The organism is Campylobacter sp. CNRCH_2014_2452 (assembly GCF_025772865.1).
GTDB lineage: Bacteria > Campylobacterota > Campylobacteria > Campylobacterales > Campylobacteraceae > Campylobacter_D > Campylobacter_D lari_D.
In genome coordinates, this window is sequence record NZ_JAKMSX010000006.1 from 19,653 (window position 1) to 46,620 (window position 26,968).

25 protein-coding genes are annotated in these 26,968 nt (G+C 29.4%); all 25 read right to left on the bottom strand.

Annotation, left to right across the window (positions count from 1 at the left end):
- Positions 1-35 precede the first annotated feature (35 nt).
- Positions 36-1,112: a phosphoserine transaminase gene (gene serC, locus L8X38_RS05155; RefSeq protein ID WP_263661473.1), complete on the bottom strand. Its 1,077-nt coding sequence runs from the start codon at positions 1,110-1,112 to the stop codon at positions 36-38.
- A gap of 12 nt (positions 1,113-1,124) precedes the next feature.
- Positions 1,125-2,288 carry an exodeoxyribonuclease VII large subunit gene (xseA, locus tag L8X38_RS05160; protein ID WP_263661474.1) on the bottom strand — a complete coding sequence of 388 codons (1,164 nt, stop codon included), beginning with the start codon at positions 2,286-2,288 and terminating at the stop codon, positions 1,125-1,127.
- Positions 2,285-2,986 carry a bifunctional demethylmenaquinone methyltransferase/2-methoxy-6-polyprenyl-1,4-benzoquinol methylase UbiE gene (gene ubiE, locus L8X38_RS05165; RefSeq protein WP_133319552.1) on the bottom strand — a complete coding sequence of 234 codons (702 nt, stop codon included), beginning with the start codon at positions 2,984-2,986 and terminating at the stop codon, positions 2,285-2,287. Before ubiE ends, xseA begins: the two co-directional genes overlap by 4 nt.
- A gap of 7 nt (positions 2,987-2,993) precedes the next feature.
- A complete protein-coding gene (locus tag L8X38_RS05170; protein WP_263661475.1) occupies positions 2,994-4,178 on the bottom strand; it encodes a hypothetical protein in 1,185 nt (394 codons plus the stop codon).
- 1 nt (position 4,179) lies between these two features.
- Positions 4,180-4,593 carry a peroxide-responsive transcriptional repressor PerR gene (gene perR, locus L8X38_RS05175; RefSeq protein ID WP_133319550.1) on the bottom strand — a complete coding sequence of 138 codons (414 nt, stop codon included), beginning with the start codon at positions 4,591-4,593 and terminating at the stop codon, positions 4,180-4,182.
- 81 nt (positions 4,594-4,674) lie between these two features.
- On the bottom strand, positions 4,675-6,504 hold the full coding sequence (gene dxs, locus L8X38_RS05180; protein WP_133319549.1) for a 1-deoxy-D-xylulose-5-phosphate synthase: 1,830 nt from the start codon (positions 6,502-6,504) through the stop codon (positions 4,675-4,677).
- Entirely contained in the window at positions 6,501-7,313 is an 813-nt protein-coding gene (gene fliH, locus L8X38_RS05185; RefSeq protein WP_263661476.1) for a flagellar assembly protein FliH, read from the bottom strand. The genes dxs and fliH overlap by 4 nt, the downstream gene beginning before the upstream one ends.
- A 4-nt stretch (positions 7,314-7,317) precedes the next feature.
- On the bottom strand, positions 7,318-8,346 hold the full coding sequence (gene fliG, locus L8X38_RS05190; protein ID WP_039619192.1) for a flagellar motor switch protein FliG: 1,029 nt from the start codon (positions 8,344-8,346) through the stop codon (positions 7,318-7,320).
- On the bottom strand, positions 8,346-10,031 hold the full coding sequence (gene fliF / locus L8X38_RS05195; protein ID WP_263661477.1) for a flagellar basal-body MS-ring/collar protein FliF: 1,686 nt from the start codon (positions 10,029-10,031) through the stop codon (positions 8,346-8,348). The genes fliG and fliF overlap by 1 nt, the downstream gene beginning before the upstream one ends.
- 14 nt (positions 10,032-10,045) lie before the next feature.
- On the bottom strand, positions 10,046-11,137 hold the full coding sequence (gene hisC / locus L8X38_RS05200; RefSeq protein ID WP_263661478.1) for a histidinol-phosphate transaminase: 1,092 nt from the start codon (positions 11,135-11,137) through the stop codon (positions 10,046-10,048).
- Complete coding sequence (gene pheA / locus L8X38_RS05205; RefSeq protein WP_263661479.1) at positions 11,127-12,200, bottom strand: prephenate dehydratase; 1,074 nt, start codon at positions 12,198-12,200, stop codon at positions 11,127-11,129. Before pheA ends, hisC begins: the two co-directional genes overlap by 11 nt.
- Positions 12,197-12,958, bottom strand: coding sequence for an HAD-IIA family hydrolase (locus L8X38_RS05210; RefSeq protein WP_263661480.1), 762 nt, complete (start codon positions 12,956-12,958; stop codon positions 12,197-12,199). Before L8X38_RS05210 ends, pheA begins: the two co-directional genes overlap by 4 nt.
- A 1-nt stretch (position 12,959) precedes the next feature.
- On the bottom strand, positions 12,960-14,165 hold the full coding sequence (lysA, locus tag L8X38_RS05215; protein WP_263661481.1) for a diaminopimelate decarboxylase: 1,206 nt from the start codon (positions 14,163-14,165) through the stop codon (positions 12,960-12,962).
- 17 nt (positions 14,166-14,182) lie between these two features.
- Positions 14,183-15,244 (bottom strand): LptF/LptG family permease, encoded by a 1,062-nt coding sequence (locus L8X38_RS05220; RefSeq protein ID WP_220566586.1) that lies wholly within the window; start codon positions 15,242-15,244, stop codon positions 14,183-14,185.
- A gap of 3 nt (positions 15,245-15,247) precedes the next feature.
- On the bottom strand, positions 15,248-15,787 hold the full coding sequence (gene pth / locus L8X38_RS05225) for an aminoacyl-tRNA hydrolase (protein ID WP_263659767.1): 540 nt from the start codon (positions 15,785-15,787) through the stop codon (positions 15,248-15,250).
- A 1-nt stretch (position 15,788) separates the two neighbouring features.
- Entirely contained in the window at positions 15,789-16,325 is a 537-nt protein-coding gene (locus L8X38_RS05230) for a 50S ribosomal protein L25/general stress protein Ctc (protein ID WP_133319540.1), read from the bottom strand.
- 46 nt (positions 16,326-16,371) lie between these two features.
- Positions 16,372-17,343, bottom strand: coding sequence for a transaldolase (locus tag L8X38_RS05235; protein WP_263659766.1), 972 nt, complete (start codon positions 17,341-17,343; stop codon positions 16,372-16,374).
- Positions 17,340-17,966 carry a phosphoserine phosphatase SerB gene (gene serB, locus L8X38_RS05240; protein ID WP_133319538.1) on the bottom strand — a complete coding sequence of 209 codons (627 nt, stop codon included), beginning with the start codon at positions 17,964-17,966 and terminating at the stop codon, positions 17,340-17,342. The genes L8X38_RS05235 and serB overlap by 4 nt, the downstream gene beginning before the upstream one ends.
- A complete protein-coding gene (locus tag L8X38_RS05245; protein ID WP_133319537.1) occupies positions 17,966-18,484 on the bottom strand; it encodes a chemotaxis protein CheW in 519 nt (172 codons plus the stop codon). Before L8X38_RS05245 ends, serB begins: the two co-directional genes overlap by 1 nt.
- A gap of 4 nt (positions 18,485-18,488) precedes the next feature.
- Entirely contained in the window at positions 18,489-20,795 is a 2,307-nt protein-coding gene (locus tag L8X38_RS05250; protein WP_220566582.1) for a chemotaxis protein CheW, read from the bottom strand.
- A gap of 2 nt (positions 20,796-20,797) precedes the next feature.
- Positions 20,798-21,751 carry a chemotaxis protein gene (locus L8X38_RS05255; protein WP_133319535.1) on the bottom strand — a complete coding sequence of 318 codons (954 nt, stop codon included), beginning with the start codon at positions 21,749-21,751 and terminating at the stop codon, positions 20,798-20,800.
- Positions 21,751-22,479 carry a UDP-2,3-diacylglucosamine diphosphatase gene (locus L8X38_RS05260; protein WP_263661482.1) on the bottom strand — a complete coding sequence of 243 codons (729 nt, stop codon included), beginning with the start codon at positions 22,477-22,479 and terminating at the stop codon, positions 21,751-21,753. The genes L8X38_RS05255 and L8X38_RS05260 overlap by 1 nt, the downstream gene beginning before the upstream one ends.
- 3 nt (positions 22,480-22,482) lie before the next feature.
- Complete coding sequence (gene greA / locus L8X38_RS05265; RefSeq protein ID WP_039619215.1) at positions 22,483-22,968, bottom strand: transcription elongation factor GreA; 486 nt, start codon at positions 22,966-22,968, stop codon at positions 22,483-22,485.
- Between the two features lie 9 nt (positions 22,969-22,977).
- Positions 22,978-24,075 carry a lipid-A-disaccharide synthase gene (lpxB, locus tag L8X38_RS05270; protein ID WP_263661483.1) on the bottom strand — a complete coding sequence of 366 codons (1,098 nt, stop codon included), beginning with the start codon at positions 24,073-24,075 and terminating at the stop codon, positions 22,978-22,980.
- Entirely contained in the window at positions 24,072-26,915 is a 2,844-nt protein-coding gene (locus L8X38_RS05275) for a DEAD/DEAH box helicase family protein (RefSeq protein WP_263661484.1), read from the bottom strand. Before L8X38_RS05275 ends, lpxB begins: the two co-directional genes overlap by 4 nt.
- Between the last annotated feature and the right edge of the window lie 53 nt (positions 26,916-26,968).

Sequence of the window (26,968 nt, forward strand, 5' to 3'; positions counted from 1 at the left end):
CTATACAAATGATTTTTGGTGAAAATCACCAAAAATCAAGCATGTTTTTTTGTAAAAGCTTTCATAAATTCACTTAACTTTTGAACCTTTTCAATGCTGATAGAATTATAAATACTAGCACGAATTCCACCTAAAATTTTATGTCCTTTAAGACCTATCATACCATTTTCTTCAGCTTCTTTTACGAAAACTGGCTCTAAGTTTTTATCATAAGCTATATTAAAACTAACATTCATTAATGATCTATCCTCTTTTTTGGCATGACCTTTATAAAAACCATTACTCTCATCAATCACATCGTATAAAATTTTGGCTTTTTGTATATTTTGCTCATTGATTTTGTCTAATCCACCTTGATTTAAAAGCCATTTCATTTCAAGATTAAACATATATATAGCAAAGGTTGCTGGAGTATTAAATAAAGAATTATTTTCAGCATAAACGCTATATTTTAACATACTAGGTATATTTTTGTTTTTACTACGCTCTATCATATCTTTACGCACAAAAGCACAAGCAAGCCCTGAAATTCCTGCATTTTTTTGCACCCCACCAAAAAGCATAGCAATATTAGAAAAATCTATCTTTTTAGAGAAAAAATCACTAGAAGCATCAATTATCAAAGGACTTTTAGTCTTTGGATAGCTTTTATATTGGGTTCCATAAATGGTATTATTAGAGCATATATAAGCATAATCTGCATTATCGCTAAATTCAAATTGTGGAATATGATCAAACTCACTTTCTTGGCTACTTGCTACTATTTTTGTATTTACTCCTAAAATTTCAGCTTCTTTAATAGCCTTTTTAGTCCAAACTCCTGTATTAGCAAATTCACAAACTCCACCTATATATAAATTCATAGGTATCATAGCAAATTGCAAACTAGCCCCACCTTGCATTAAAAGCACTTCATAATCATCATTTACACCATAAAGCTCTTTTGCCATTTTAATAGCTTCAAAATGCACTTCTTCAAAAACCTTTCCACGATGAGAAACTTCCATAATAGAAAAGCCTTTGCCATGATAATCAAACAAATACTCCTGTGCTTCTTTTAAAACCTCATCAGGCAGATTTGAAGGACCTGCACTAAAATTCATCACTCTCATTTTATCTCCTTTTTATAGTATTTGAGCTTCTTTACTCTCATTTATTGAGCAAAGCTTTATAATATCCCCTTTTTTTAGCTTTTCAAGAGAGATATTTTTGCCATCTTTTTGTAAATTTATCAAATTTTTACTTTTATCAAAGAAATTTTTATGCTGAGTTAAAAGTTCCTCAAAATTATCAAGCTTATTTTCATAATTTAATAATTTTAAATTTAAAACACTCTTTAGTTGGCTTTGTAAAAAATCAAGCTTTTGTTTTCTAAGAAAAAAAGCATTTTCTAAAGACTTAGCTTTGGCTAAATTTTGCAAGTGATCGATTTTGTTTTGATAAAACTTAAGATGATTTAACATTTGGTTTTTAAAACGCATAGCAAGCTCATCAAGTCCTTGTTCTAAGCTTAGTTTATTTGGAAAAATCATATCAATAGCTGCACTTGGAGTTGGTGCTCTTAAATCTGCTACAAAATCACTAATAACATAATCAATCTCATGTCCAATAGCAGAAACAATAGGCGTTTTTAAAGAAAAAATACATCTTGCAAGTTCTTCATCGTTAAAACAAAACAAATCTTCTCTGCTTCCACCACCTCTTGCCAAAATAATCGCATCTAAATTATACTCATTGGCTTTTTTTAAAGCATGTATTAAAGAATTTGGGGCACTTTGTCCTTGGGTAAGGGCATTAAAAATAGTTATTTTGCAAAGATTGTATTCTTTTTGTGAAATTAGCTTTAACATATCTTGCAAAGCAGCTGAAGTAAAAGAAGTAACTATGCCTATTTTTTTAGGAAATTTAATAATGCTTTTTTTAACATTTGTATCAAACAAACCTTCTTTTTCAAGCTTTTCTTTTAGAGCTAAAAATTTAGCTTCTAAATCTCCAAGACTTGTTTTTTGCATACTTTTGGTGATAAATTGATACCTGCCACTTGCTTCATATAAACTTACATAACCTCTAAGTTCAAGCATATCGCCAACTTTAGGTTTAGCTTGGACAAACTGATTAAAACCTTTAAACATCACACAAGCTATACTTGATTTTTCATCTTTTAAATCAAAATACCAATGTCCTGAACTATGAATGGTAATTTTAGAAATTTCTCCACTAAGCTCTATATCATCAAGATGAAATTCTAATAAACTTTTAGCTTTTAAATTAAGTTCTGAAACTTTCATTTTTTTCTTGCAATAAACATAGAACAAACACCAAAACTAAAGCTTTTATACTCTAGCATTTCAAAATACTCACTCAATTCTTTAATAAATTCTTCTTTGCTTAAAAAATCTTCTATCGAATTTGGTAAATACTCATAAGCACTATAATTTTTACTGATAAATCCACCCACTTTTGGTAAAATATTTTTTAAGTAAAAATCTCTACAAGCAGCTATAAAACCACCCTGCTCTCTTTTAGTAAATTCAAGCACAAGTAAAATCCCATCCTTTTTTAACACTCTTGCAAATTCTTTTATAGCTTCTTTCCTATCTACCACATTGCGTATGCCATAACTTATACTTATGATATTTGCACTTTCACTTTCAAGTGGAAGTTCTTGTGCTTTTGCTTGCACAAAAGTCGCATCAGGAATTTTTTTCTTAGCCACTTCAAGCATGCCCGCACTTGGATCAACCCCTTTTATACTAATGATATTTTTATTTGTCCTTAAGGCTTGATTTTGCCATTCTATAATCATATCGCCTGTACCACAAGCCACATCGATAATATCAAGTTCATTGTTAGAAAATTTAAAAACATCTAAACAAGCTTTTTTTCTCCAACTCACATCACTTCCAAAACTTAAAATTCTATTAGCCTTATCATAAGTTGGTGCTATATCATCAAACATTTTGACTATTTTTTCTTGTTTTTGCATGTTTTTCCTAACTATATATTTTTAATTTTTTAATGCTTTTTTCAATTTGTTTTACTGCATTTTCATCATACGAAATTTGTTCTAAATGATTATGTTCAAAATAATTTTTTAGTTTTTCAATACTTTTTTCTTCAAACATAGTTGCAAAATAGCATAATAAAAATTTTATTCTTTCTAATTCTTCTTCATGATTTGTTTGAGATTTTACAATTTTTTTCTTTAAAAAAACTAATTCTTTTCTTAGTTTAAAAGCCACTAAAGACTTTAAAATTTGATTTTTCTCTCCTTGATAAAAACTACAATCATTCTTTAAAATAAAATCCATATCAAGAAAAATATCATTGATTTTTTCATCACTTAAAATAAAAATATACTTTTCTAATTCAAATTTACAAATTTTATCATTACAAATTTGTTTTTCCAAATTCAAAATATAATCTTGAAGTTTATTTTGAATACTCTTTTCAAAAAGAGTGCTAAAAAGCTCAAAGAAAATGCATATTTGCCTAAGACTTGCAAAAAATTGCTCAAAACTTTCAAAATTTAATTTTTGTAAAAAATTCAATCTGTCATTTTTTAATCTTTTTAAAAGCACAAAAAGTAAAATTTTACCCGCTTCAAAACTTTGAATTTGATTTGGAAAATGTAAGCTAATATCTTCTTGCTTATCTAAAATTTTAATACATCTAGCACTATCAAAAATTTTAGAAAAATCTCCATATAATGCTAAATTTTTGCTGTAGAAATTTTCATCATCTGAAATCTCTTTATAGCTTTTAAAAAAGTGAGGTAAATTAAATTGCTTTGCTTTTTCAAAAGTAGGAAAAACAACTTTCAAAATGACCAAATCTTGCAGATTATTTTTAAACTTATAAAGTAAAAATCGAGCACTATTAATCTCAAAACTAATTCTAGTTTTCTTAATAACACTTCCTATAAGTTTTTTACTTTGCTGTTTAAATTCTTTTTTAGAAAGTTTATGATTTTTTTTATCTAAAATATCATGTAGTTTATAAAGTGAAAATCGATAATAATTTTTATTAATTTTTTTATATTTAACATCACAAAAAGGACTTATACGCGTAAAGAAAACGCGTATTTTATCCTTAGAATATATAATTTTTTCTTCTTTTAAAATTTTTATAAAGTCATCATTTTTGAGTAAAAAGCGTCTTTGGACTTCACAAACCATTTTATTTTTTACAAGCTTTACAACCATTCACATAAGCAAATACGCCAAGATAATCAATGATATTGCCAATTTTTTTCTCAAGATCTTCTTGGTATTTATTTATCCCACTATCTTCATAACATACATCTTCTATATGATTGCATTTGCTACAAATTACATGTATATGAGGATATTCATAAATATCATAACAAGTTTTTTGATTTGGAGTGTTGATTTCTACAACCAAACCTTGTTCTTTTAAAGTATTTAAATTTTTATACACTGTAGCTAAAGAGATAGAAGGATATTCTTCCTTAATGCTTTCGTATAAAGATTCTATATTAGGATGTTCATGGCGTTTTAAAATTTTTAAAATACAAAGTCTTTGAGGAGTAGCTTTTAAATCACAATTTTTAAGCAATTGAATAAGTTCCATTATTAATTCTCCGATATTTTTTATATAGTATAACGCTTTTTTTATAAAAAAATGATTATATTAAAGGATATTTTTTATCTTTTAATAAATTTTAATCTTTTTACACAAAGATTCAACATCAATTTCTAGAAATTTTTCTACTTCATTTGTTTTACCATGAGTTATAAATTGATCTTCAAATTCAAAACTTACTAGTTTTATATGATAAAGATTTTCTTTTTGCAAGAAAGTTGCAATCAAACTTCCCACTCCACCTATCTTAGCACTATCTGAAAAAACAAACCAAGTTTTTGTATCTTTTGCCAATTCTTTTAAAAGCTCTTCATCTAAAGGTTTTGCAAAAATCAAATCTATTAAGCTTGCATAATCTAAACCAAGTTTATCTAAAGCTAGTTTTGCCTTAGCCACACCCTGACCAAAACCTAAAAATACTTTATCGCTTTGCACTTTAGATAAAATTTGAGCTTTTGCAAGTTTTATCTCACATGGATTAAAATTTTCATCTAATAAAAAATTACCTCTAGGATAACGAAAAGCAAAAACACCTTGATGAAAATAAGCATACTCCATAATTTTTTCCATCATAGCCTCATCTCTTGGAGCCGCTAAAGTAATATTTGGTATAGCACTTAAAAAACTAACATCAAAAGCACCTTGATGAGTTTCCCCATCTTCTCCTACTATGCCAGCTCTATCCATAGCAATAACTACATTTAAATTCATAATAGCACAATCATGGATAACTTGATCATAAGCTCTTTGCATAAAAGTGCTATAAATTGCTATAAAAGGCTTAAAACCTTCTTTAGCCATAGCTGCCATAGAAGTAACTGCATGTTGTTCTGCAATTGCTACATCCCAAAAACGCTCAGGATATTTTTCCATTAGCTTATCTATTCCAGTTCCACTTGGCATAGCAGCAGTTACACCTACTATATTTTCATATTTTTGAGCTAAATTTAAAAGTGTATTTGAAAAAATTTCTGTCGCACTTTTTTTGTTCATATTAGCCTTTAAACTCTCTCCGCTACTTCTATCAAAAGCACCTACTCCATGCCATTTGGCATTTTTACCTTCAGCTAATGTATAACCTTTGCCTTTGATAGTTTGCGCATGCACTACACAAGGTTTATTCATAGCTTTAGCTTGATTTAGCGCATTTATAACTTCATTTAAATTATGTCCATCAATAGGCCCTATATATTCAAGTCCTAATTCTTCAAATAAAAGTCCAGGTGTAATAAGTCTTAAACCCTCTTCAAAACGCTTTGCCATATAAGATGCGCCTTGAGGAAAATACTCTAAAAGATTTTCTATGCGTTTTTTAAACTTTTGATAAAACTGCGTTGCCATTGCTTGAGAAAGGTATTTTGAAATAGCTCCAATTGGCCTTGAAATACTCATTTCATTATCATTTAAAATAATCACACAAGGATATTCTCTATCGCCAAGCTCATTTAAAGCTTCATAAGCCATACCTGCACTTAACGCTCCATCACCTATTAATACAACAGGTAAGCGATCTTCTTTTTTTAATCTTATAGCCTTACAAGCTCCAACTGCTAAAGATATAGAAGTGCTTGAATGTCCTGCTACAAAATAATCCCCCTCATCAGGCTTTGTATATCCACTCAAGCCATTAAATTGTCTTAAAGTATGAAAATTATCTATCTTACCACTTAAAAGCTTATGTGGATAAGATTGGTGTGAAACATCAAAAATAAAAGGATCTTTTCGCACATCAAAAACATAATGCATTCCTATACTAAGTTCAACTACACCTAAATTTGAACTTAAATGTCCACCATTTTTACTCACTGTATCTATGATAACTTCACGCAAATTACTAGCTAAATTTTCCAGTTCTTTAATTTGCATATTTTTAATATTTAAGTTATTTAAATCTATCATTCATTAACCATGTTTTTGATTTTTTGCAAACGATTGTTAAGGTTTGACTCTATATTACCCGCATCACTTAATATTAAAATACTTCCCTTATTAATCGCATCATCAAGACTAAATTTAATATTGCTTTGTTCTTGCAAGTGTGCTTTTACATATTCAAAATCATCAGGACTTAACTTTAATTCTATCTTAGTAGCATTTTTAAGTTCACTCATAAGTTCTTTTGCTAAATTTAATGCTATAAGTGATGAATTTTCTTCGAGCTCTTTTGCAATCACTTCCTTTGCAATAATTACAGCTGTATCGGCTAATTCTTTTTCATTTTTAGATAAAAACTCATTTAAATTTTGCACTGTATTTTCAAGCTTTTCTACGCTTTTTAAGTATTTTTCCTTCAAGGCTTCTAATTCACTTTCAAAATTCTTTTGTGCTTGTTCATAACCTTCTTTAGTAAATTTTTCCTTTGCATGTTCTAATTCTGTATTTAAACGATTGTTAAATTCAGCCTCTTGGCTTTCTATCTGCATTTGCAACTTAATGATATTTCCTGACATTTCATCAGTTTTTTTAAGTAAATCTTCAACAAAATCAGGTTGAATTTGTGGTTGTGGGGTTTGTGGAGTAGCTTCTATTGTTTGATTTTCTACTGCTTGTTGTGTGTTTTGGACAGGAGAGACTTGATTTATAGTTTGAATTTCTTCTTGTTTTTGTTCTTCACTAGAGGGCATTTCACTCATAACTTTAAAATGATAACCCTCAACTACATGAGCAGAAATATTTTCAGGTGAAATTACATTGGTTAATTTTGCCATAATCTTACTCTATCATCTCATCAGCCTCACCCACTTGGATAAGACCTTGTTCTGCAAGTTTTTGCACCACTTCTACAACTTTTCTTTGTGCTTCTTCTACATCTTTAACACGCACAGCACCCAAAAAGCCCATTTCTTCTACAAAAGCTTCAGCAGCACGCGTAGACATATTGGACATAAATTTTTGTTTTAAATCCTCGCTTGCGCCCTTTAAACCTATCATCAAATCACGCTTGTCAGCAGCTTTTAAAACTTCTCTAATCGCATTAGTACTAAGTTGAGAAATATCATCAAAGGTAAACATTAAATCTTTAATGGTTGTAGCAAGTTTTTCATCACTTTGCTCAATATAAGAAAGTGTTGTTTTAGAGGCTTTTTGACCCAAGCGATTAAGCACTTCAGCAACTGCTCTTGGACCACCCACTTCAACTTTATAAGAAGTAAGACTTTCAAGCTTACTTTCAAGCACAGCAGATACTCTTTTGATAATTGAAGGAGATATATCTCCAAGATTTGCCATTCTTATTACAACTTCAGCTCTTAATTCATCGCTAAAATATTCCAAAGTTTCAGCAGCTTGAGTAGTATCCATATGAGCTAAAATCAAAGCTATAGTTTGCGGGTGTTCTTTAATAATAAAGTCTGCAAGTTGTTGTGGTTTAATTTGTGAAAGATAAGCAAAATTTTGATTATTTTCCATACTTTTGGTAAGTTTTTCCAAAATTTTATTGGCAATTTCAGGACCAAAAGTTCTAAATAAAATTTCTTTTGCATATTCCAAACCACCACTTTTTAAGTATTGATTTGATTGTAATAAAGTATAAAATTCCTCAAGCACTGCAGTAGCAACTGGCTTATCAACATTTTTTGCTAAAGCAATATAGCGAGAAATTTCGGTAATAACATTAATATCCATATGAGAAAATAAAACTGTCGTTACATCTTCTCCAAGTTGGATTAAAAATATGGCAACCTTTTCTGGCATAGAAAGGTCATCATAGACCATTTTTTGTTCTTCGCTAAGCTTTATCACTAGATATCCTTCTCACCAAATTCAGCTTCATTTTCAACAAGTTTTTGCAACAATAATGCCACTTCTTCGCCTTTTTCATTAGCTACTGCTCTTAATTTTTCAAGTAAAACATCATATTGTAATGCATCCTCATCAAAACTATCTCCAAAACCAAGCTGTTCTTCAACTTTTCTACGAGCAGCATTGAATTTTTCAATAGCATCTTCAGCCTCATCAATAATCTGCCCATCCTTACCTTCCATCTCTTCTTCAAGTCTAATATCTGCAAGCATTTTTTGAGAAAATGGCACAATAATTTTTTTGTAAAAGATAAAAAGCAAAATCGCGGCAAATACATACTTAACAGGTGGAATAAAAGGCTCAACAAATCTTGAATAAAAAGTTTGAACCTTATTTTCAACTTTAGCTGTTCTATGAAATTCCAAATTATTTACTTCAACCGCATCACCTCTAGCAAGATTAAATCCTATGGCACCTTTAGTAAGATTTTCAATCGCTTTAATTTCTTTATCACTCAAAGGAATATATTCATTAGTAATATTTCCCTGATCATCAGTAATTACTTTATACTTTCCATCTACCACAACAGCTGCAGAAATTCTTTTAATGGTTGCAAATTGCTTAGTGGTGTTGGTAATTTTTTTAGAAATTTCATTATTGGTTGTAGTTTGATTTTTAGTATAAACCTCGCGCGCACCTTTATCATCCAAACCTTCCACAGGACCGATGTTTGAAACAGCACCTGGTACACCTTGAATTTCTTTATCTTTATAACCTTCTCTATGCTCTTCCAAGGTTTGCTCACTACGCACAACAGTATTTGGATCATATACTTCACTTTGTGATTCTTCTTTAGAAAAATCATAATCAATACTAACCTTTGCTACTACCCTATCATAGCCACCTGCAAATGGAGCAATAGAAGCAACAATTTTTTGCTCTAATTCATATTCTTGATCTCTTTTATATTTAATTTGAGCAGCAATTAAATCACTTTCAAAAGCACCCTCATCATCTAAAGGAATACCTTTTTGATCCATAATTTTTACATTTTCTGGAGTAAGTTTTGTTACTGAAGAAGCGATTAAGTTTTTAATCCCCATAATTTGCTTTTTATTAAGCTTTAAACCTTCTTTTATAGTCAAAGCTACTGAAGCAGTTGGTGGAACTTGTTGTTGGGTAAAAAGTGTATCTTTAGCAAAAGCAATATGAACCGTAGCACTATGAATAGGCTCTAAACTTTCAATCGTTCTAGCAAGCTCACCTTCTAATGCTCTTTGGTATTTTACCTTTTGCTCAGCTTCTGTGGCTCCAAATTCTTGTTTATCAAAAAGCTCAAAGCCTACTTTATTATCTTTTGGCAATAATCCTGCAGAAGCAATAGCTAAACGCTGTTTATATACTTGTTCATTAGGAACCAAAATCGTTCCTTCATTACGCAAAATATAAGGAACTCCACTTTTTTCAAGTTGAGTTACTATCATCGCTGAATCACTAGTATTAGCATTTTCAAATAATACTGAATATCCAGCTTCGCTAGCTACTGTAGAGCCACTTCTAAAAAGGGTTAAAAATACTAAAAATCCAACTACAACAACAATAGAAGCAGCAATAATAATACGCTGTCTTAAACTTAAATTTTGATAAAGCTGACCTACTTGGTGCAGTATAGTTTTATAATCCATTTATTTCCTACAAACTAAAAATTTTTAGAAAACTCTTCAAAAAACCTTGAATTTTCATACTCTGTACCTATACTTATACGCACAGCATTTAAACCATAACTTTGTAAATTTCTTATTATTATACCGTTTTTAAGCAGTTTTTCAGATAAATCTGTGCTATTTTTTTCATCAAAAAAATAGGTAATAAAATTTGTATAGCTTGGAATGTATCGAATTTTATAATTTTTAGCAAAATCTTCATAAAGTTTCATTTGTGAAAAATTATTTTCTAAGGTTTTTTGCACAAACTCATCATCATCTAATGCAGCAACAGCAGCTTTTAAACTCAAATTAGTCACATTAAAAGGTGCTCGTAATTTATAAAATGCATTGATAATTTCCTTGCAAGCTATACCATAACCCACTCTCATACCGCCCAAACCATAAAGCTTAGAAAAGGTTCCTAGATATACTGCATTTTGAAATTTATGGATTAATTCTTTAGGATTAATATGCTTTTTGCTATCTTTAAATGAAGCAAATTCATTATAAGCTCCATCAATGGCCACCAAACAATCTTCATCAATTTTCTCTAAAAACTCAAAAACCTCACTTGCGTCTAAACACTCACCCAAAGGATTGTTAGGTAAGCATAAAAAAATTACTTTGATTTCATTTTTATGCTTTTGATATAACTCATATAACTCATTTAAATCATGGGTTAAACTTGGAGTTTTATAAATCTTAACTCCTAGTTGTTTTGCATAAATTTCATACATAGCAAAACTAACCCCACATTGCAAATAAGCCTTAGAATGATCAAGTTTTGCATGTACTATATATTCTATGATTTGATCACTCCCACTACCTATGATGAGATTTTCTTTTAAAATATCATATTTTTGTGCTAGAGCTTGTTTTAATTCACTCATAGTATCATCAGGATATAAATGAGCTAAATGTGCATTATTTATGATGGCTTCTTTAGCTTTTTTGCTTGTGCCATAAGGATTTTCATTACTTGCTAGTTTAATAACTTCTTTTAAACCATATTCTTTAGCAACTAAATCCATATCCTTGCCACTTTCATAAGTTTTAATAGCTTCTAAAAAAGGATTAAATTTCATTGCTTTCTCCTGATAAATATGATCCAAGCCATTTTATATGCTCAGCTTTTTTTAATACTCTTTGGACATTTTCATCATCAATATGTCCTTCAAAATCTATATAAAAACTATGCACAAATTCTCTTGTTTTTATAGGGCGTGATTCAAGTTTTGTTAAATTTATCCCCTCTTTTTTAAACTCATACAACAAATCGCTAAGCCCACCTGGTTTGTGTGCAGCAAGTGCTAAGATAGAAGTTTTACAATGAGGCATTTGAGGTATTTTTATATCACTTAAAATCAAAAACCTAGTGCGATTTGCCAAATTATCCTCAATCGTTTCAAATAATATAGGTATATTATAAAGTTTTGCTGCAATTTTAGAGCAAATCGCAGCTGAAGTAACATCTTGAGAAGCTAAGTAAGCCGCATGAGCTGTGGATTTGCTTGCTACAAATTCTACTTCACTTAAATCATGACTTTCTAAAAAATTTCTACATTGATTATAGCCTTGTGGATGAGAATATATGCGTTTAATATCTTTTAAATTTTCACTCATACTTACAAAAGAATGATGAATGTCCATATAAATTTCAGCAAAAATCTTTACATCTTCATATTTTCCAAGACAATCAAGCGTCACACCCACTGCACCTGCTGTATTATTTTCTATAGGTACTACTCCATATTTTGCTTCTTTGTGAGCTAATTCTTTAAAAACATCTTCTATATTTGCAAGTGGAGTATAACGACTCATAGCACCAAAACGCGTTCTTGCTACTTGATGCGTATAACTTCCTTCAGGCCCTAAATAAGCTATGCTTTGAGGCATTTCTAAATTTCTTGATACAGCAAAAATTTCTTGATAAATTGCTTCGATTGCATTTTGATCTAATAAACCATGATTATAATTTTTAAGTCTATTTATAATAGCTCTTTCACGCTCAGGTCTATAAATACTTCCACCTAAATTTTGTTTAATAACTCCTATATCTTTAACATGAAGCATTCTTTCATTAAGCAAAGCCAAAATTTTATCATCGATAGTATCGATTTTATTGCGTAATTTTTCTATATCTTTCATTTAAACCTCGATATGTAGTAATCCTTAATACTATCATATACAAAATTAAGTTTAGTTGTATCAAGACCTTGAGTGTTAGAAATTTTACCACTTAAAACTAAGCCTGTTTGCATACCAAGCTCATAAGCACCAAGCAAATCGCCTTTAAAATCATCACTAATAATCAAAGTCTTTTTAAAACTCACATTACAATCTTGCTGTTTTAATAATTTTAAAGCACTTTCATAAAAAGCCTTACTAGGTTTTCCTATCACTTTATAATCAAACTCGCATACATTTTTAAGCATAGACATGATGCTTCCAACGCCTGGATAAAGCCTTGAGTTTTTCTTATAAATACTACCCTCATGCATTGCTATAGCTTGCACGCCATCTTTAATATACTCTATCATATTAGCAAAATCTTGAAATTTAAAATCATCATAACTTGCTAGTAAAAATGCTTTTGGATTTTTATAATCAAGCTCATAACCTAACTCTTGAAGTGAATCTAAAAATTCTTTTGCCCCAAAAGCTGCTATTTTACAAGGTTTTAAATAATCTTTTAAAACACAAAAAGGATCAATATAAACCTTTTCATTAATTTCAAAACCCAAATTTTGCAAGTAATTTAAAAAATCTAATTTTTTGGTATTATTAGTAATAATTACATAAGGAATTTTTTCTTTATTTAAAGATTTAATGAGTTCTAAAGCACCATTTATAGGACTTTTATCATGATCTGAAATCAAAGTTCCTTGCACATCTAAAAACAACATTTTAATCCTTTAAAAAATCAAGCTCTAAAGCAATTTGATCCTCATAACTTTCTCTTTTTCTAATCATTCTTACCTTGCCATTTTCACAAGCTAGCTCACATACTCTATTACGAGTATTGTAATTACTACTCATGCTAAAACCATATGCACCTGCACTTTTAACTATGATCAAATCTCCTGCTTTTGTTTTAGCTAGTTTTCTATCTTTAGCTAAAAAATCTCCACTCTCACAAACCCCACCAACAATATCACAAAGGCTTTCTTCTTTATTTTCACTCAAAAGCTTGATTTCATGATAAGCACTATATAAACTTGGACGCAATAAATCATTCATCGCCCCATCAATAATCACAAAACGCTTTTTATCATTAAATTTTTCATATAAAACTTTAGTAACAAACTCACCTGCATTTGCTACCAAAAACCTGCCAGGTTCCATACCTATACACACATCAAGACCTTGCAAACTTGCTAAAATTCCTTGAGCATAATCATATAAATTTGGCTCTTGTTCATCTTTATAACAAACCCCTAAACCCCCGCCTATATCAAAGAATTTAATATTAATTTTCAAAGCTAAAAGTTCTTTTACTAATTTTGCAACAATCGCTGAGGCCTCATGGATACTACTTATATCAAGAATTTGTGAACCTATGTGAAAATGCACTCCAACTGGCTCTAAAAATTGTGAGTTTTTAGCATAAAGATACATTTTTTTAGCACTTTCTATATCTACACCAAATTTATTTTCATGCAAACCTGTAGAAATATAAGGATGTGTTTTAGCATCTACATTTGGATTTACCCTTATGCTTATACGAGCTATCTTTTGACTTTCTTTAGCAATTTGCTCCAAAAGAAGCATTTCTTCATAACTTTCTAAATTTACATAAAGTATGTTTTGCTCTAAAGCATATTTTAATTCATCAGTACTTTTACCTACCCCGCTAAAAATAATTTTATAATTTTTAGCCCCTGCTTTTAAAGCTCTATAAATCTCACCCGCACTAACACAATCAAACCCACTATCTAAAGAAGCTAAAAGCTTTAAAACACTTAAATTAGAATTTGCTTTGACTGCATAAAAAATTTGTGATTTTCTTGCCTTAAAAGCATCTTTTAACATTGTAAAACGCTCTTTAATTTTATCAAAATCATAAATATAAAATGGTGTGTTGTATTCTTTTGCTAGTTTTAAATAATCCATAAAAACCTCACTTGTAGTTATTTGTGTTTAAAATAATAAAAACTTCCTATACTTATTAAAATAAATACTGGTAGCATTATACCAAGCTCTGGAAGTAAAATTTCATTTTCACTCAATCTTGTTAATAAAAACAACAAACCCCAAACTAAAAGTATGCACACAAAAAACACAAAAGCTAAAAGTGCGAGATTAAAAAATCTTGCTGTTAAAGGAAAATAATAATACACAATAAGCATTAAAAATGGCGCAAAAAATGGTGTAAGAACTAAAGAATATAAACTTGTTCTAAGTGTATTAGTAGAAATATTTTGTTTTGCGAAAATTGCCATACTTTCTAGCGCGTCTAAAATAGAATAAGAAGGATTGCTCTCTACCAAAGAAATTCTTTCTAAGATTTTTGGAGAAAAATCTTCTAAGCCTTTGATATTTTTAAATTCTTCTACGCTTAAACCCTCTTTTGAAACAATCAAATTTTGTGGTACATTAGTAGCTTTAGCGTCATTTAAGTTCCAAGAATCTCCATCAAATTTAGCAGTTTTTGCATGGATTGTGCTTTGAATGTCTAAATTTTTTACATCAAAGATTTTTATATTATATAAGGTTTGAGAACTTGTTTTTTGTATATAAATAAATTTATCATTATATTTAATCAAAACTTCCCCACCCTCTCTATCTACAACGCCACGCTTGAGAATATTACTTTTATATTCATCTGCATAAGCAAAGGCACTAAAATTAAGTCCTACATAAACACAACAAAAAAACATAGCCCATAAAAAAGGATAAAAAATCACTTGATTTTTACTTAAACCCAAAGCATATAAGCTAACAAATTCATTCGAGCGTATCATATTAAAAATACATAAAACCAAAGCAAGGACTATAGCTAAAGGTAGTATATAAGAAGCTGCTGAACATGTTAAGAAAAATATATATAAAAGCTCTAAATTTGCACTTTTTGGCAGTCTATTGAAATTGAGTAAAAAATCAATCGCTACGAAGAAAAAAGTCAAAGAAAAAAATAAAATAAAAAATGATTTTAAATACAAAGATGAAATATAGCGAAAAAATATACTCATCGTTTAACTTTTTAAAGAATATTTTGAAGCGATTTTTTCTATATCAGAATTTAAAAGCTCAAGTAAGGCTTTTTTACTATGTTCTAAAACCTTAGTTAAGCTTTCTTGTTCTTCTTGTTTAAATTTTCCCAAAACATGAGAAATTACATCTTGTCCTTTTCCTACTCCTATCCGTACCCTCTCATAAGCATTGCCACAAAGATTATCTATACTTTTAAGCCCATTATGTCCACCGCTTGATCCACCCATTTTAAATTTCAATGCACCCAAATTTAAATCTATATCATCATGGATTACAATGATTCTATCACATTTATAATATTCACTAACAGCTTTTACACTTTCTCCTGATAAATTCATATAAGTGGAAGGTTTTAAAAAAAGAGTAGAAGAGCCTTTAAAAAGCTCTCCTTTAAATTTGGCATTTGAAAGCTTTGCTGTTTGCAAATCTTTCAAAATTAAGTCAATTAGCATAAACCCTACATTGTGACGGGTTTGGGCGTATTGTTCTCCTATATTACCAAGTCCTACGACTAAGGTCATTTTATCTTGCTTTTTCTACGCCAACTACAGCTACTCTATCAGCATCAACCATAGTTACACCCTCAGGTACAACTACATCGCGGATTAAAAGTGCATCACCAACATCAAGTTTAGTTACATCTAATTCAAAATAATTTGGTAAGTTTTCAGCTGCACATTTTACTTTCAATCTTCTTTTTGATTGGATTAAAACACCTTTATTTTTAAGACCCATAGCTGTTCCTACAATCTTTACAGGAACCATATATTTAGAAATAACACCTTTTTGTGCTACTTTTAAATCTACGTGTTTTAATTCTGCAGTTACAGGATCTTTTTGATAATCAACTACCACAACATTTAATACTTTATCTGCTACTTTTACATCAAAAGCTAAAGTAGTTTTTTTGCGTACTTCTTTAATAAATTCATTTACTTTAAAAGCAGCATTGATGTTTTCTAATCCTTTTCCGTAGATGTTTGCGATTAGATAACCATCTCTTTTTAAAGCTTTAGCAGCTTTTCTACCGATACTCTCTCTAACGATACCTTCTAACATCTGTTTCCTTTCTAAAAAAATAAACGCTAATTATAGCCAAATAAGTTTATAAAGATTTTAAAATATCTTCATAAGCTATGCAAAATTGCTCCAAACCATCATCAAGCAAATCTTTACAAGCTTTACTTAAAGCATCTTTTGAAATATTTGCATTTAATTTTTTCTCTATACATTCATCTTTCAAAGGCTCTTTAAATATAATTTGCTTACCTTTAAAAGCCTTAATAGCATCTAGTGGTGCAGTATTAATAGCTTTATCATAGAGTAATTCTTTAATATAATAATCTTTTTCTAAATCATCACCCTTAACACCTGTACTTGCAAATAAAGCTCTAATATTTGTTTCATTTTGTTTAATGATATAATTATAAGCCTTTGTTGCAGTAAGAATTCCTATATAATTTTTATCTAAAACTTGATTATTTAATAATCTATCAAAACGGCTTACAAAAATACTAATAACTGCTCGAGGCTCTTTTTTAGCTGCGGTATTATTTTTTCTAAATTCTTTTAAACCTAAATTTAAAGCTTCAAAGCATTTTTTAGTTTGCTCAAAATCAAAAATCAAAGTAGCGTTAACATTAATACCATTTTTCATTAATTCTTGCATTACTTCATAAGAAGCTTCTGTAGCAGGAATTTTCATCATCACATTTTCTTTTGCAATTTGCATGTATAATCTTTTTGCTTCGGCCAAAGATAGGCTAGTATTATCTTTTAATCTTGGGTCAATTTCAATACTAATAAAACCATCATTATTTTCATAATAATTAATAGCTAATTTATCCGCAGCCTTAGCTATATCTTCTATCGCAAGATACTCATATAAAGCTTTTTTATCTTTAAGATTTGATTTTTTGATTTTTTCTTTATAAATAGCTGAGTTTAAAATCGCATTTTTAAAAATAGCAGGATTTGAGGTAGCACCATTGATTGTTTTTGAGTAAATTAAATCTAAAAATTCATGATCTAAAAATTCATTTTCTATAAAATCACACCATAGCGAAAATTTTTTCATTGTATTACCTTTATTATTTCTTTTAAATCTTTCTTATCTATACAAATATCTGCATGAGATTTTAAAATTTCTTTGGCACAAAAAGCTATTTTTAATCCACATTCTTTAAACATAGAAATATCATTAGCTCCATCGCCTACACACATAATTTCTTCTGTTTTTAAATTTAAAAATTTCTTAAGTCTTTGTAGTATAATACCTTTTGAGTTATTAAACATAATTTCTCCGCCAACTTTTCCTGTTAAAAAACCATTTTTACTATGTAAAAAGTTAGCAAAACCAAAATCAAAATGAAGTTTATTTTGTATTAAATCAATTCCTTCATGAAATCCGCCACTAAAAACGATTATTTTTATATTCTTACTTTTTAAATATTCACATAATTCTTTAGCGCCATTCATCAAAGGTAAATTTTCACAGCATTTCTTTACCTGCTCTATAGGCATACCTTCAAGCAAAGCTACTCTAGCACTTAAGCTTTCAAAAAAATCAAGCTCACCATTCATTGCTTTGTTGGTGATTGCTTTTACAGCATCACCAACATTATATTCTTGCGCTAAAATATCGATAGTTTCCCCATCCATTAGCGTAGAATCAAAGTCAAAGGCACAAAGCTTTATCATTAAAACTCACGCTTTAATAAAGCTTCAGCTTTTAATATAGTCAAGATATTTTCTTCTCTTTTGCCTATACCAAAAATCATACCTTTTTCTTTTAGTAAAGTTTCAGGTGGTGGATCAATCCTGCTTCTGTGAATTTTAATAGCTTCTGTTAATCTATCTATCACAAAGCCTGCATTACCTGCAGGAGTTTGATTGCCATTTGCTATACCTTTTAAAACAATATATCTTGTTTGAGGAGTCATTTTAGAACTACCTTGATTAAATCTTTTAGCAAGATCAATCAAAGGCATAACATTACCCCTCATATTAAACACACCTAAAACATAATCAGGTACACTTGGAACCCTAGTATATTCTATAGGTTTAATAATTTCTTGGATATTAAGAATTGGAATAGCGTATTCCTCATCTCCTACCACAAAGCCAACAAGCTGAATAATATCCTCTTCTTTATCTACATCAGGTTCTGCAATTTGCGCTTGTTGTTTTTGCAAAACCTGGTTTAATTTATCATTCATCTTCTTATCCTAGTTTTAAATTTTTTCTAACTACATTTTCTAAGTACTCTGGAGAGTAAGGCTTAGTAATATACTCAGTCATTCCTACTTCCACACCTCTTAAGCGGTCTGATTTACTAGTTCTTGAAGTTACTGCAACAAGTGGGAGGTTTTTATATTTAGAATATTTTCTAATTTCACCTGCTAAGGTATAACCATCCATTCTTGGCATTTCAATATCAATCAACACAGCATCAATATCATGCTCGCCTGATTTAATTGTATTTAATGCTTCAACACCATTAGTTGCTTCTATAATACTTACACCTAGTGGCTCTAATGATTTTTGCATGATATTTCTATCCATTTTAGAATCATCCACTATAAGCACTGTATAATCACTTGGTTTTTCTTTAGTTGTTTTTTTAGATTGCGATTCAATTTGTGCTTTAATATCAACTTTAATTTCTTTAGCTATATCCATCATAGCAGCAACATCAATAATCAAAGTTACTCTACCATCACCACGGATAGTTGCTCCTGCTATACCTTGGATATTTTGCAAATACTCACCCATAGACTTGATAACAATTTCTTCTTGACCTACTAAAGTATCTACTATAATACCAAGCTTACTTTCTGCCACACCTATAACAACTACATAAGTTTGATCAGTATTTTCAAGCACTTGTTTTACGCCAAATACATCTGAAAGTCTTACTAAAGATAAAACCTCATCTCTTAAGCGAAGTACATTTTTACCTTCAATGGTATAAATATCATCAATTGGCACTCTAACTGTTTCAAGAACACTTGCAAGTGGAATAGCATAAAATTCTTCTTGAGTTCCCACAAGTAAAGATTGAATAATCGCCAAAGTAAGTGGAATTTTAAGCTTCATCACAGTGCCTTTTCCAAGCTCACTATCGATTTCAATCACACCATTTAATTTTTCAATATTAGTTTTAACAACATCCATTCCAACACCACGCCCTGAAACATTGGTGATTTTTGCAGCGGTTGAAAAACCTGGTTTGAAAATCAATGCAAATGCTTCTTTATCACTCATTTGATCAGCTTCACGCTCTGTGATTAAGTTTTTCTCTATTGCTTTTGATTTTAACACATCAGCATCTAAACCTTTACCATCATCGGCAATTTCAACAACGATATGATTTCCTTCATTATATGCTTTAAGATTAACCGTTCCTTTTTCTGGTTTACCATTAGCTATACGCGTTGCTGGATCTTCTATACCATGATCACAAGAATTTCTAATCATATGCATAATAGGATCGCCAATTTCTTCTACAATAGACTTATCAAGTTCAGTTTCTTCCCCTGAAATTTCAAGCTCCATTTGTTTACCAAGTTCACGGCCTAAATCACGCACAACTCTTGGGAATTTATTAAATACTTTCGCAATAGGTTGCATTCTTGTTTTCATAACCGCAAGTTGAATATCTGTAGTGACAATGCTAAGTTGAGAAACAACTTGATTTAATTCTTCTAAGAATTTTTCTCCATCATATCTTTCTTCAACATCATCATAAATTTTTAACAAGCGGTTTTTACCTAATACAAGCTCGCCAATTAAGTTCATTAAATGATCAAGTCTTTTAACTTCAACCCTAATTGTTTGATCCATATTTGCACCGCTGCTTCCACCACCTGCTGCAGGGACCTTTTTCTCAGCTGCTGCATTTTGTGCTTGTGGAGCTGGTTTACTTGGAGTTGGAGTTGATTCTTGAGTTTTTTTCTTTTCAGCGCGTCTTGCTTGATCTTCAGCTTTTCTTACTTTTAAAAGTCTTTCAATTTCAGCTTCAACCTCATCATCACTAAGTTTATTTACATCAACTTCAGGTTCTTCAGCTTTTGGCTCTTCTTTAACTTCTTCTTTTGGCTCTTCAGCCTTAGCCGGAGTAATTGATTCTAAACTTTCTCCTTCTGAAATTGCGGTTAATCTTGCACAAATTGGAGCTATATCAAGTCCGATTGCTGTATCATTTCCATTATCTCTAATAGAATTTAATAAAGTCTTCATCATATCAATAGATTCTAAAACTACATCCATTACTTCAGGAGTAATTTTAAGCTCATTATGTCTTGCTTTATTTAAAACATCTTCCATATGATGAGTAAGTTTTGTTAAAACATCAAAATTTAAAAAGCTTGATGATCCTTTAACAGTATGCGCAACGCGGAAAATTCTATTTAATAATTCTAAATCTTCAGGATTTGCTTCTAATTCAACCAAATCATGATCAATTTGCTCGACTAATTCAAAGGCTTCAACTAAAAAATCCTCAAGTATTTCTTGAATATCTTCCATTTTTACTCCTCACCTTTTTCATGTTTTGCTATGATACGAGAAATTTCAGCAAAGAAATCACTTGCATTAAATTTAACTAAATACCCATCTCCACCTGCTTCTTTAACACCTTTATCACTCATAAATTCATTTGATAAAGAAGAGTTAAATACGATAGGAATATTTTTAAATCTCTCATCATCTCTAACTTTTGCTGCAAAATGGAATCCATCCATTTGTGGCATTTCAACATCACTTACAATAATTTTTAAATGTTTATTTAAATCACTGCCATAAGTACTATAAAGCTCTTCTAGTTTATGTAAACCTTCAACACCATCTTTAGCTTCAATTACTTTAAGACCAATTTTATTTAGTAAATCTTTAACAAGTTTTCTTGCAGTTGAACTATCATCAAGTGCTAAAGCCATACCTTCGATTTTTTGAATTTTATCATCGTCAATATCAGTTTGCGGGGTATAAATTCCAAGTTCTTGTACTATACTTTCTAAATCTAGGATAAGTAAAACCTCATCTCCTTCGATCTTAGTTACACCAGTAATTTTACCCTTATCTAAACTACCCGCACTTGTTGCAAAAGTAGCTGGCTCAATATTTTTCCAGTTAATTCTACGAATTCTTTTCGCCTCATGGACAATAAAACCGATTAAAACATTACTAAATTCAGTAATGATAACTCTAGGTTTTATATTTGTCATTTCTGGTTCTTGAATTTGCATCCATTTTGCTAGGTTGATTACAGGAATCACCACGCCACGAAGATCAAAAATACCTTCTACATATTCAGGTACTCCTGGAATTTCAGTCAAAAAAGGAATTTTAATGATTTCTCTAACCTTAGAAACATTTACACCATAAATTCCCTCATAGACTTTATCGTGGCCTTGCTTAAAGATGCGAAAATCAACAAGTTCCATTTCATTTGAACCTGTTTTAACGACATTCTCATCAAACATTATGCCTCCTTAAGTTCTATTTTGTGAAATCTGATTTCTAGCTCATATTTTACTATAAAAAAACTTTCCTTGTATGCAAAAGTAGCTAAATTTAGATATTTTATATCTTCATTTTTTAAAAATACATCTTGATGATAATGACCTTCTATTACAAAGCCTATATTATAGTGCTTTAAACGCTCTTTTACTAAAGCAGAAAAATGGGGAATTTTTCTAATAAGTTGTTTTTTGTTTTGATTTTTTAGAATTTTTTGAGTAATTCTTTCTTTACTAATAACATTTAAAAAATTTAAAAAAAGTAGCAAATAATGATTTCTCAAACTCTTTAAGCAAAACTGCAAAAAAGGTTTTAAAAAAATATCCCCATGGGCTAATTTTACTAAGGTTTTATCTTGAAATTCGCAAAGCAAGGGTTGTTGTTTTATACTAAAAACTTTCACTTTTTTAAAAAATTTAGCTAAATTAAAATCATGATTGCCTTCTAAATAAATGATTTCAATTTCATACGCAAGTTCTTCAAGTAAGTCTATATAAGCTTTTGCAAAATCATGCGTGGCCTTTACTTCATAAATTAAAAGATCAAATATATCACCCATTAAAAAAAGCTGTGGAGTTTGAATTTTTTTATTTTTTAAGGCTTGCAAAAACTCCCAAAAACCATGCCTATTTTTATTTTCATGCGCATCGGCAATAAAAATAGCATTTTCTTTTATAATTATTTTTTGCAAAAATTAAAATTCCAAAGCTTTGTATTCTATAGAAATGATTTCAAATTCACTCTCGCCTTTTGGCAAACGCACTTTAAAATCATCCCCTTCTTTTTTACCAAGCATTGCTTTAGCAATAGGTGAGCTAATGGAAATATAGCCTTTTTCTAAATTTCCTTCATTTACCCCTACCAAAGTATAAGTGCTTTGTTTTTCACTTTCTAAATCCTCTACAACAACAGTTGAGCCAAATTTCACACTATCATGCTCATAAGAAGATGGATCGATGATTTGTGCTCTTGAGATCAAATCTCCAAGTTCAGCAATCTTTCCTTCTATAAAAGCTTGTTTTTCTCTAGCCGCGTGATATTCTGCATTTTCTTTTAAATCTCCATGGCTTCTTGCTATGTCTATTTCTTCTACTACTTTTGGGCGTTCAACTTTTTTTAAATGCTCTAATTCTTTTTCTAATTTCTCATAGCCGTATTTACTCATAGGTTCTTTTTGCATGATTTATCCTTATTTGATTTCATAAAGTATTTTAGCTAAATTTTTTGCACTTGCAAATTGCAAATATTCTTTTAAAAAATCTACTTTATCAAAAAATGCCTTATAATCGTATTTAAGATAAGCTTGATATAAATTTTCCACATTCACTTGCTCTTGTAAAAATTCAGGATTAAGCTCGCTTTTTCCTGCAAAATCCAAAAAGATATTTGCAAGGCCTATATGTTTGAGTTTTACAAAACATCTTGCGATAAATACGTCAATAGCTTTAGCCTTATAAGCAAGCACAAAAGGCGTGCCAACCAAAGCTGCTTCAAGTGTAGCTGTGCCACTACAAATAAAAGCAAAATCAGCATTTTTTAGCACCTTTGGGGTATTAGTTTGAATTTCAAAATTACTCATTTCTCCGTAAATTTCTAATCTTTTTAAATTAAACTCGGGTACGCAAAGGATTTTTTTACCTTTAAATTTAGCGCTTAGCTCTCTAAAAATAGGCATCAAACGCTTTATTTCACTTTTTCTTGAGCCCGGTAAGAAAGCGATGATTTTTTCATCATCTTTTTTTGAAAGTATAGAATTTATATCTTCTTGATTTTTAAATTCTTTTATCTCATCTAAAAGCGGATGTCCCACATAAGTGCTTTTACTAAAAAACTCACTATCAAAAGGTAAAATAGAAGCTAACACATCAAAATGACTTTCTATGATAGGAATGCGTCCTTTTTTCCATGCCCAAACTTGAGGTAAAATATAATAAATTCTTTTTACTTTGGAATTTGCTTTTTTTAAAGCCTTTGCAAAAGGTAAGTTAAAGGCAGGAGAATCTATACATAAAATCGCATCAATTTTTTGAGCAAAACTTAAACTCGCTAGCTCTTTTATGGCTCTTTTAGCTTTTAAAATGAGCGGCAAAACCTCTATAAAACCCATAGCACTAAACTCATGTGAGCTATAAAGTGGCTTGGAATTTAAACTAAATTCTTCACATAAATTCTCATCATAAATTCCCATTAAATCAAATTCTTTATACTCATTTTTATAAGCTTTTAAAACTTCTTTTAAATGTAAATTTGCTGAAGGCTCTAAGGCGCAAACTAAAAAGGTTTTCATTTGAAAATATCCTCTATTGTAGATTTAACAAAGTCTTTTAATTCGTCTGAAAAAGTATAATTTTTATTATAAAAAAACAAATTAACTTTTATACTTTTATCTTCATAACTTAAATTTTTATTTTCAAATATTGCTTTAAAGCCTTTTAATTTAAATCTAGGATTATCTTCTATTTTTAAGCCTTTTGGATCTATAAAATATATAAAAAAATCTCCACTTTGTTTATTTTTTAACCAAAATATAAAATCAGGATAAAATTTTCTTTCTTTTTGTTGTTCTTCATCAAAATAAGGGATATAAATTTCATCTTGATTTTCTACCAATTTAGAAAAATACCATTCATATTGTTCAAAAAAAGATGATTTTAAATTACTTTCTAAATCTTCTAAAAATTCTTTTTCACTTTTATTAGAAATGGCAAAATTAATCTTATTTTCTTTATCATTTTTATTGTAAATGATTAAAGGGCTATAATAATGCTTGCTAAGTTTTGCACTAATTATATAGTTTTGCACCTCCTTGCTTTTTTGACTTTCTTTTATACCTTGCATTAGCTCATCTAAATTTATTTTTTTATTTTCAAAATCTGCTTTTAATTCATCTTCACTTTTTGCATTCAAAACATCTTTTATAGTCTTATTGATTTTTTTAACTGTTTCAAAATCTAACTTTGCTTGTATATTTTTATGGTGCGTTATTTCTTCCTTTAACTTTACAAATTTATCCAAAACTTTGGCATTAGAATTTAACACGCTATTGATTGTTTTTAATGTTGTTTTTTCATTAAATTCTACATTGCCTCCTGATTGTATTTTACTTTCTTTGTCATCGCTAAATTTATAAAATTCTTCTAATGTGGAATATTTAAAATTTTTATACAAACACTGCTCTAAAATCAAAACATCCTCATCGTAAGATTTTATAAATTCTTTTAAAGATTTTGCTTCTTTTTCTGAAATTCTATAGATACTATTTAGTTTATTTTCATTTTTATATTTTGGCACAGGTAAATTAAACGACAATTTTGAATTAATATCTTTAAATCCTTTTAAATGCCTACTTTCCATAAATTCGCATTCTATACCCTCTATGATAGCTTTTATGGCTTCATTATCACTTGCCATTACAAAAAGAGTTTCTAAACCGCATGCTAAATTTACACATCGCTCATCGATTTTAAACATCTCTTTTAAAGCATTTAATCTCTTTCTTATATTTAAAAAAGGTTCTATTCTGACACCTCTTCCTATAGTTTGCAAAACATATTTTTTAGCATTAATGCTTCCTATATTGATAAAAGAAATTAAATTTACGCGGTTGCTATCCCAACCTTCTGAAAAAACCTTACTTCCTAACATTATATTGATAGAAGATTGTGAGCTATTGATGTTTTCAAAATGACTTTGTGATATATCACTTATGCTTTCTACCCCAAGCTCAAGTAAAAAATCTTTTTCCCATTCTTTTGCATTTGAAATATTTAAAAGCATGAAAGGTTTGTTTGAATTTTTACTCTTAAAAGCTAATTCTTTATCATTTCCTTTAATGCTATAACATTCTAATTTTGCATTTGCATTTGCATAAAAAATATTTTCTCTAAGTTCATCGTTATTTGCATTTTTTATATATTTTAAAAAATCATCGCTTAGTGTATTTATACCAAAATACAAATTTTGATTTTGAAGTTTTTCATAAAGCTCTAAAGCTATATTGCCTACATCTACTTTATTTTTTAATACATTATACACTGCCTTAAAATACGCTTTTATACCCGCATCTTGAGTATTTACTTTATCAGAAACTGCTATGATTAAAGGATTGTGATATATAAAATCTTGTCTTTTTAAAAATAATTCTTCTTTTGATTTTACAATAGCATTGAATATTATAAAACTTTCTAAAATCGTTTTAATTTTTGCTTCTTCGTTATTTTCACTTTTAAAATCTAAATTCTCATTTAAAACTGCTATATTTTTACCATATCCTTCTTGATTGAATTTTTGAAGATTATAATTATAAGCACAAGTTATAAAATCTATTTCATCTTCAAAAGTAGCAGAAAAATTAAAAACAAAGCCTTTTGGAAATTCATCTTCTTTGATAAAACCTCTAGCAAGCTCATGATAATAGTTTTTTCTTAGTGATGTTTTACTATCGCCTCTATGAGCTTCATCTAACAATATATACCAACCATCTTTATTAAGATAATTTTTATAGTTTAATCTTTTTGCTTTTTTATCTTTGCCTACATTTTCTTCACTCTCAAGTAAATCACTTCTTGCAAAATACACCACCGCTTCATTTAACAAACTAGCTTCTTTTTCTATGCTTTCAAAATCTTTTAAATCTTTTATTTTGATAAAATTGCTGTGATGATTGTTGTATTTAGCTATATTTGCTTTGAATTGATTTAAAATCTTATCATTTGGTGCTAAAAGCATGATAGGCTTTTTAGGTAATTGATTATTTTTAATAAATTCATGTATCAAAGCTATAAGTTTAATCATAACTATAGTTTTACCACTTCCTGTAGCCATCCAAAATGAAGCTCTTGCGATATGTTCTTTTTGTAATTTTAAATTCTCGCTTTCATCTTGATAAAATTCTAAAAGCTTTCTACGTTCTTGATTGTATTCATGTGAATTTAATTCATCTTTCATATAAAAAGAAAGTATGGCTAAAGCATTTTTAACACTTTCTTGCTGATAAAATTGTAAATTTATAGCTTGAGAAAAATTACTAAAATCATAACTTTCATCAAGCTTTTGCACTAGTGATTTATCATGGATAAATTTATTTAACAATAAATGTGTTCTTGTGTTTTGTTTTGCTTTAGCCATTATTTTCCTTTAAAGCTTTAATTGTTTTTATCATTTTCAGTATGTAAGAATTT

Bases quoted from the DNA above. Each gene is read 5' to 3' on its own strand.
- serC (WP_263661473.1), bottom strand. From the start codon at position 1,112: ATGAGAGTGATGAATTTTAGTGCAGGTCCTTCAAATCTGCCTGATGAG.
- xseA (WP_263661474.1), bottom strand. From the start codon at position 2,288: ATGAAAGTTTCAGAACTTAATTTAAAAGCTAAAAGTTTATTAGAATTT.
- ubiE (WP_133319552.1), bottom strand. From the start codon at position 2,986: ATGCAAAAACAAGAAAAAATAGTCAAAATGTTTGATGATATAGCACCA.
- L8X38_RS05170 (WP_263661475.1), bottom strand. From the start codon at position 4,178: ATGGTTTGTGAAGTCCAAAGACGCTTTTTACTCAAAAATGATGACTTT.
- perR (WP_133319550.1), bottom strand. From the start codon at position 4,593: ATGGAACTTATTCAATTGCTTAAAAATTGTGATTTAAAAGCTACTCCT.
- dxs (WP_133319549.1), bottom strand. From the start codon at position 6,504: ATGATAGATTTAAATAACTTAAATATTAAAAATATGCAAATTAAAGAA.
- fliH (WP_263661476.1), bottom strand. From the start codon at position 7,313: ATGGCAAAATTAACCAATGTAATTTCACCTGAAAATATTTCTGCTCAT.
- fliF (WP_263661477.1), bottom strand. From the start codon at position 10,031: ATGGATTATAAAACTATACTGCACCAAGTAGGTCAGCTTTATCAAAAT.
- hisC (WP_263661478.1), bottom strand. From the start codon at position 11,137: ATGAAATTTAATCCTTTTTTAGAAGCTATTAAAACTTATGAAAGTGGC.
- pheA (WP_263661479.1), bottom strand. From the start codon at position 12,200: ATGAAAGATATAGAAAAATTACGCAATAAAATCGATACTATCGATGAT.
- L8X38_RS05210 (WP_263661480.1), bottom strand. From the start codon at position 12,958: ATGTTGTTTTTAGATGTGCAAGGAACTTTGATTTCAGATCATGATAAA.
- lysA (WP_263661481.1), bottom strand. From the start codon at position 14,165: ATGGATTATTTAAAACTAGCAAAAGAATACAACACACCATTTTATATT.
- L8X38_RS05220 (WP_220566586.1), bottom strand. From the start codon at position 15,244: ATGAGTATATTTTTTCGCTATATTTCATCTTTGTATTTAAAATCATTT.
- pth (WP_263659767.1), bottom strand. From the start codon at position 15,787: ATGACCTTAGTCGTAGGACTTGGTAATATAGGAGAACAATACGCCCAA.
- L8X38_RS05230 (WP_133319540.1), bottom strand. From the start codon at position 16,325: ATGTTAGAAGGTATCGTTAGAGAGAGTATCGGTAGAAAAGCTGCTAAA.
- L8X38_RS05235 (WP_263659766.1), bottom strand. From the start codon at position 17,343: ATGAAAAAATTTTCGCTATGGTGTGATTTTATAGAAAATGAATTTTTA.
- serB (WP_133319538.1), bottom strand. From the start codon at position 17,966: ATGATAAAGCTTTGTGCCTTTGACTTTGATTCTACGCTAATGGATGGG.
- L8X38_RS05245 (WP_133319537.1), bottom strand. From the start codon at position 18,484: ATGAATGATAAATTAAACCAGGTTTTGCAAAAACAACAAGCGCAAATT.
- L8X38_RS05250 (WP_220566582.1), bottom strand. From the start codon at position 20,795: ATGGAAGATATTCAAGAAATACTTGAGGATTTTTTAGTTGAAGCCTTT.
- L8X38_RS05255 (WP_133319535.1), bottom strand. From the start codon at position 21,751: ATGTTTGATGAGAATGTCGTTAAAACAGGTTCAAATGAAATGGAACTT.
- greA (WP_039619215.1), bottom strand. From the start codon at position 22,968: ATGCAAAAAGAACCTATGAGTAAATACGGCTATGAGAAATTAGAAAAA.
- lpxB (WP_263661483.1), bottom strand. From the start codon at position 24,075: ATGAAAACCTTTTTAGTTTGCGCCTTAGAGCCTTCAGCAAATTTACAT.
- L8X38_RS05275 (WP_263661484.1), bottom strand. From the start codon at position 26,915: ATGGCTAAAGCAAAACAAAACACAAGAACACATTTATTGTTAAATAAA.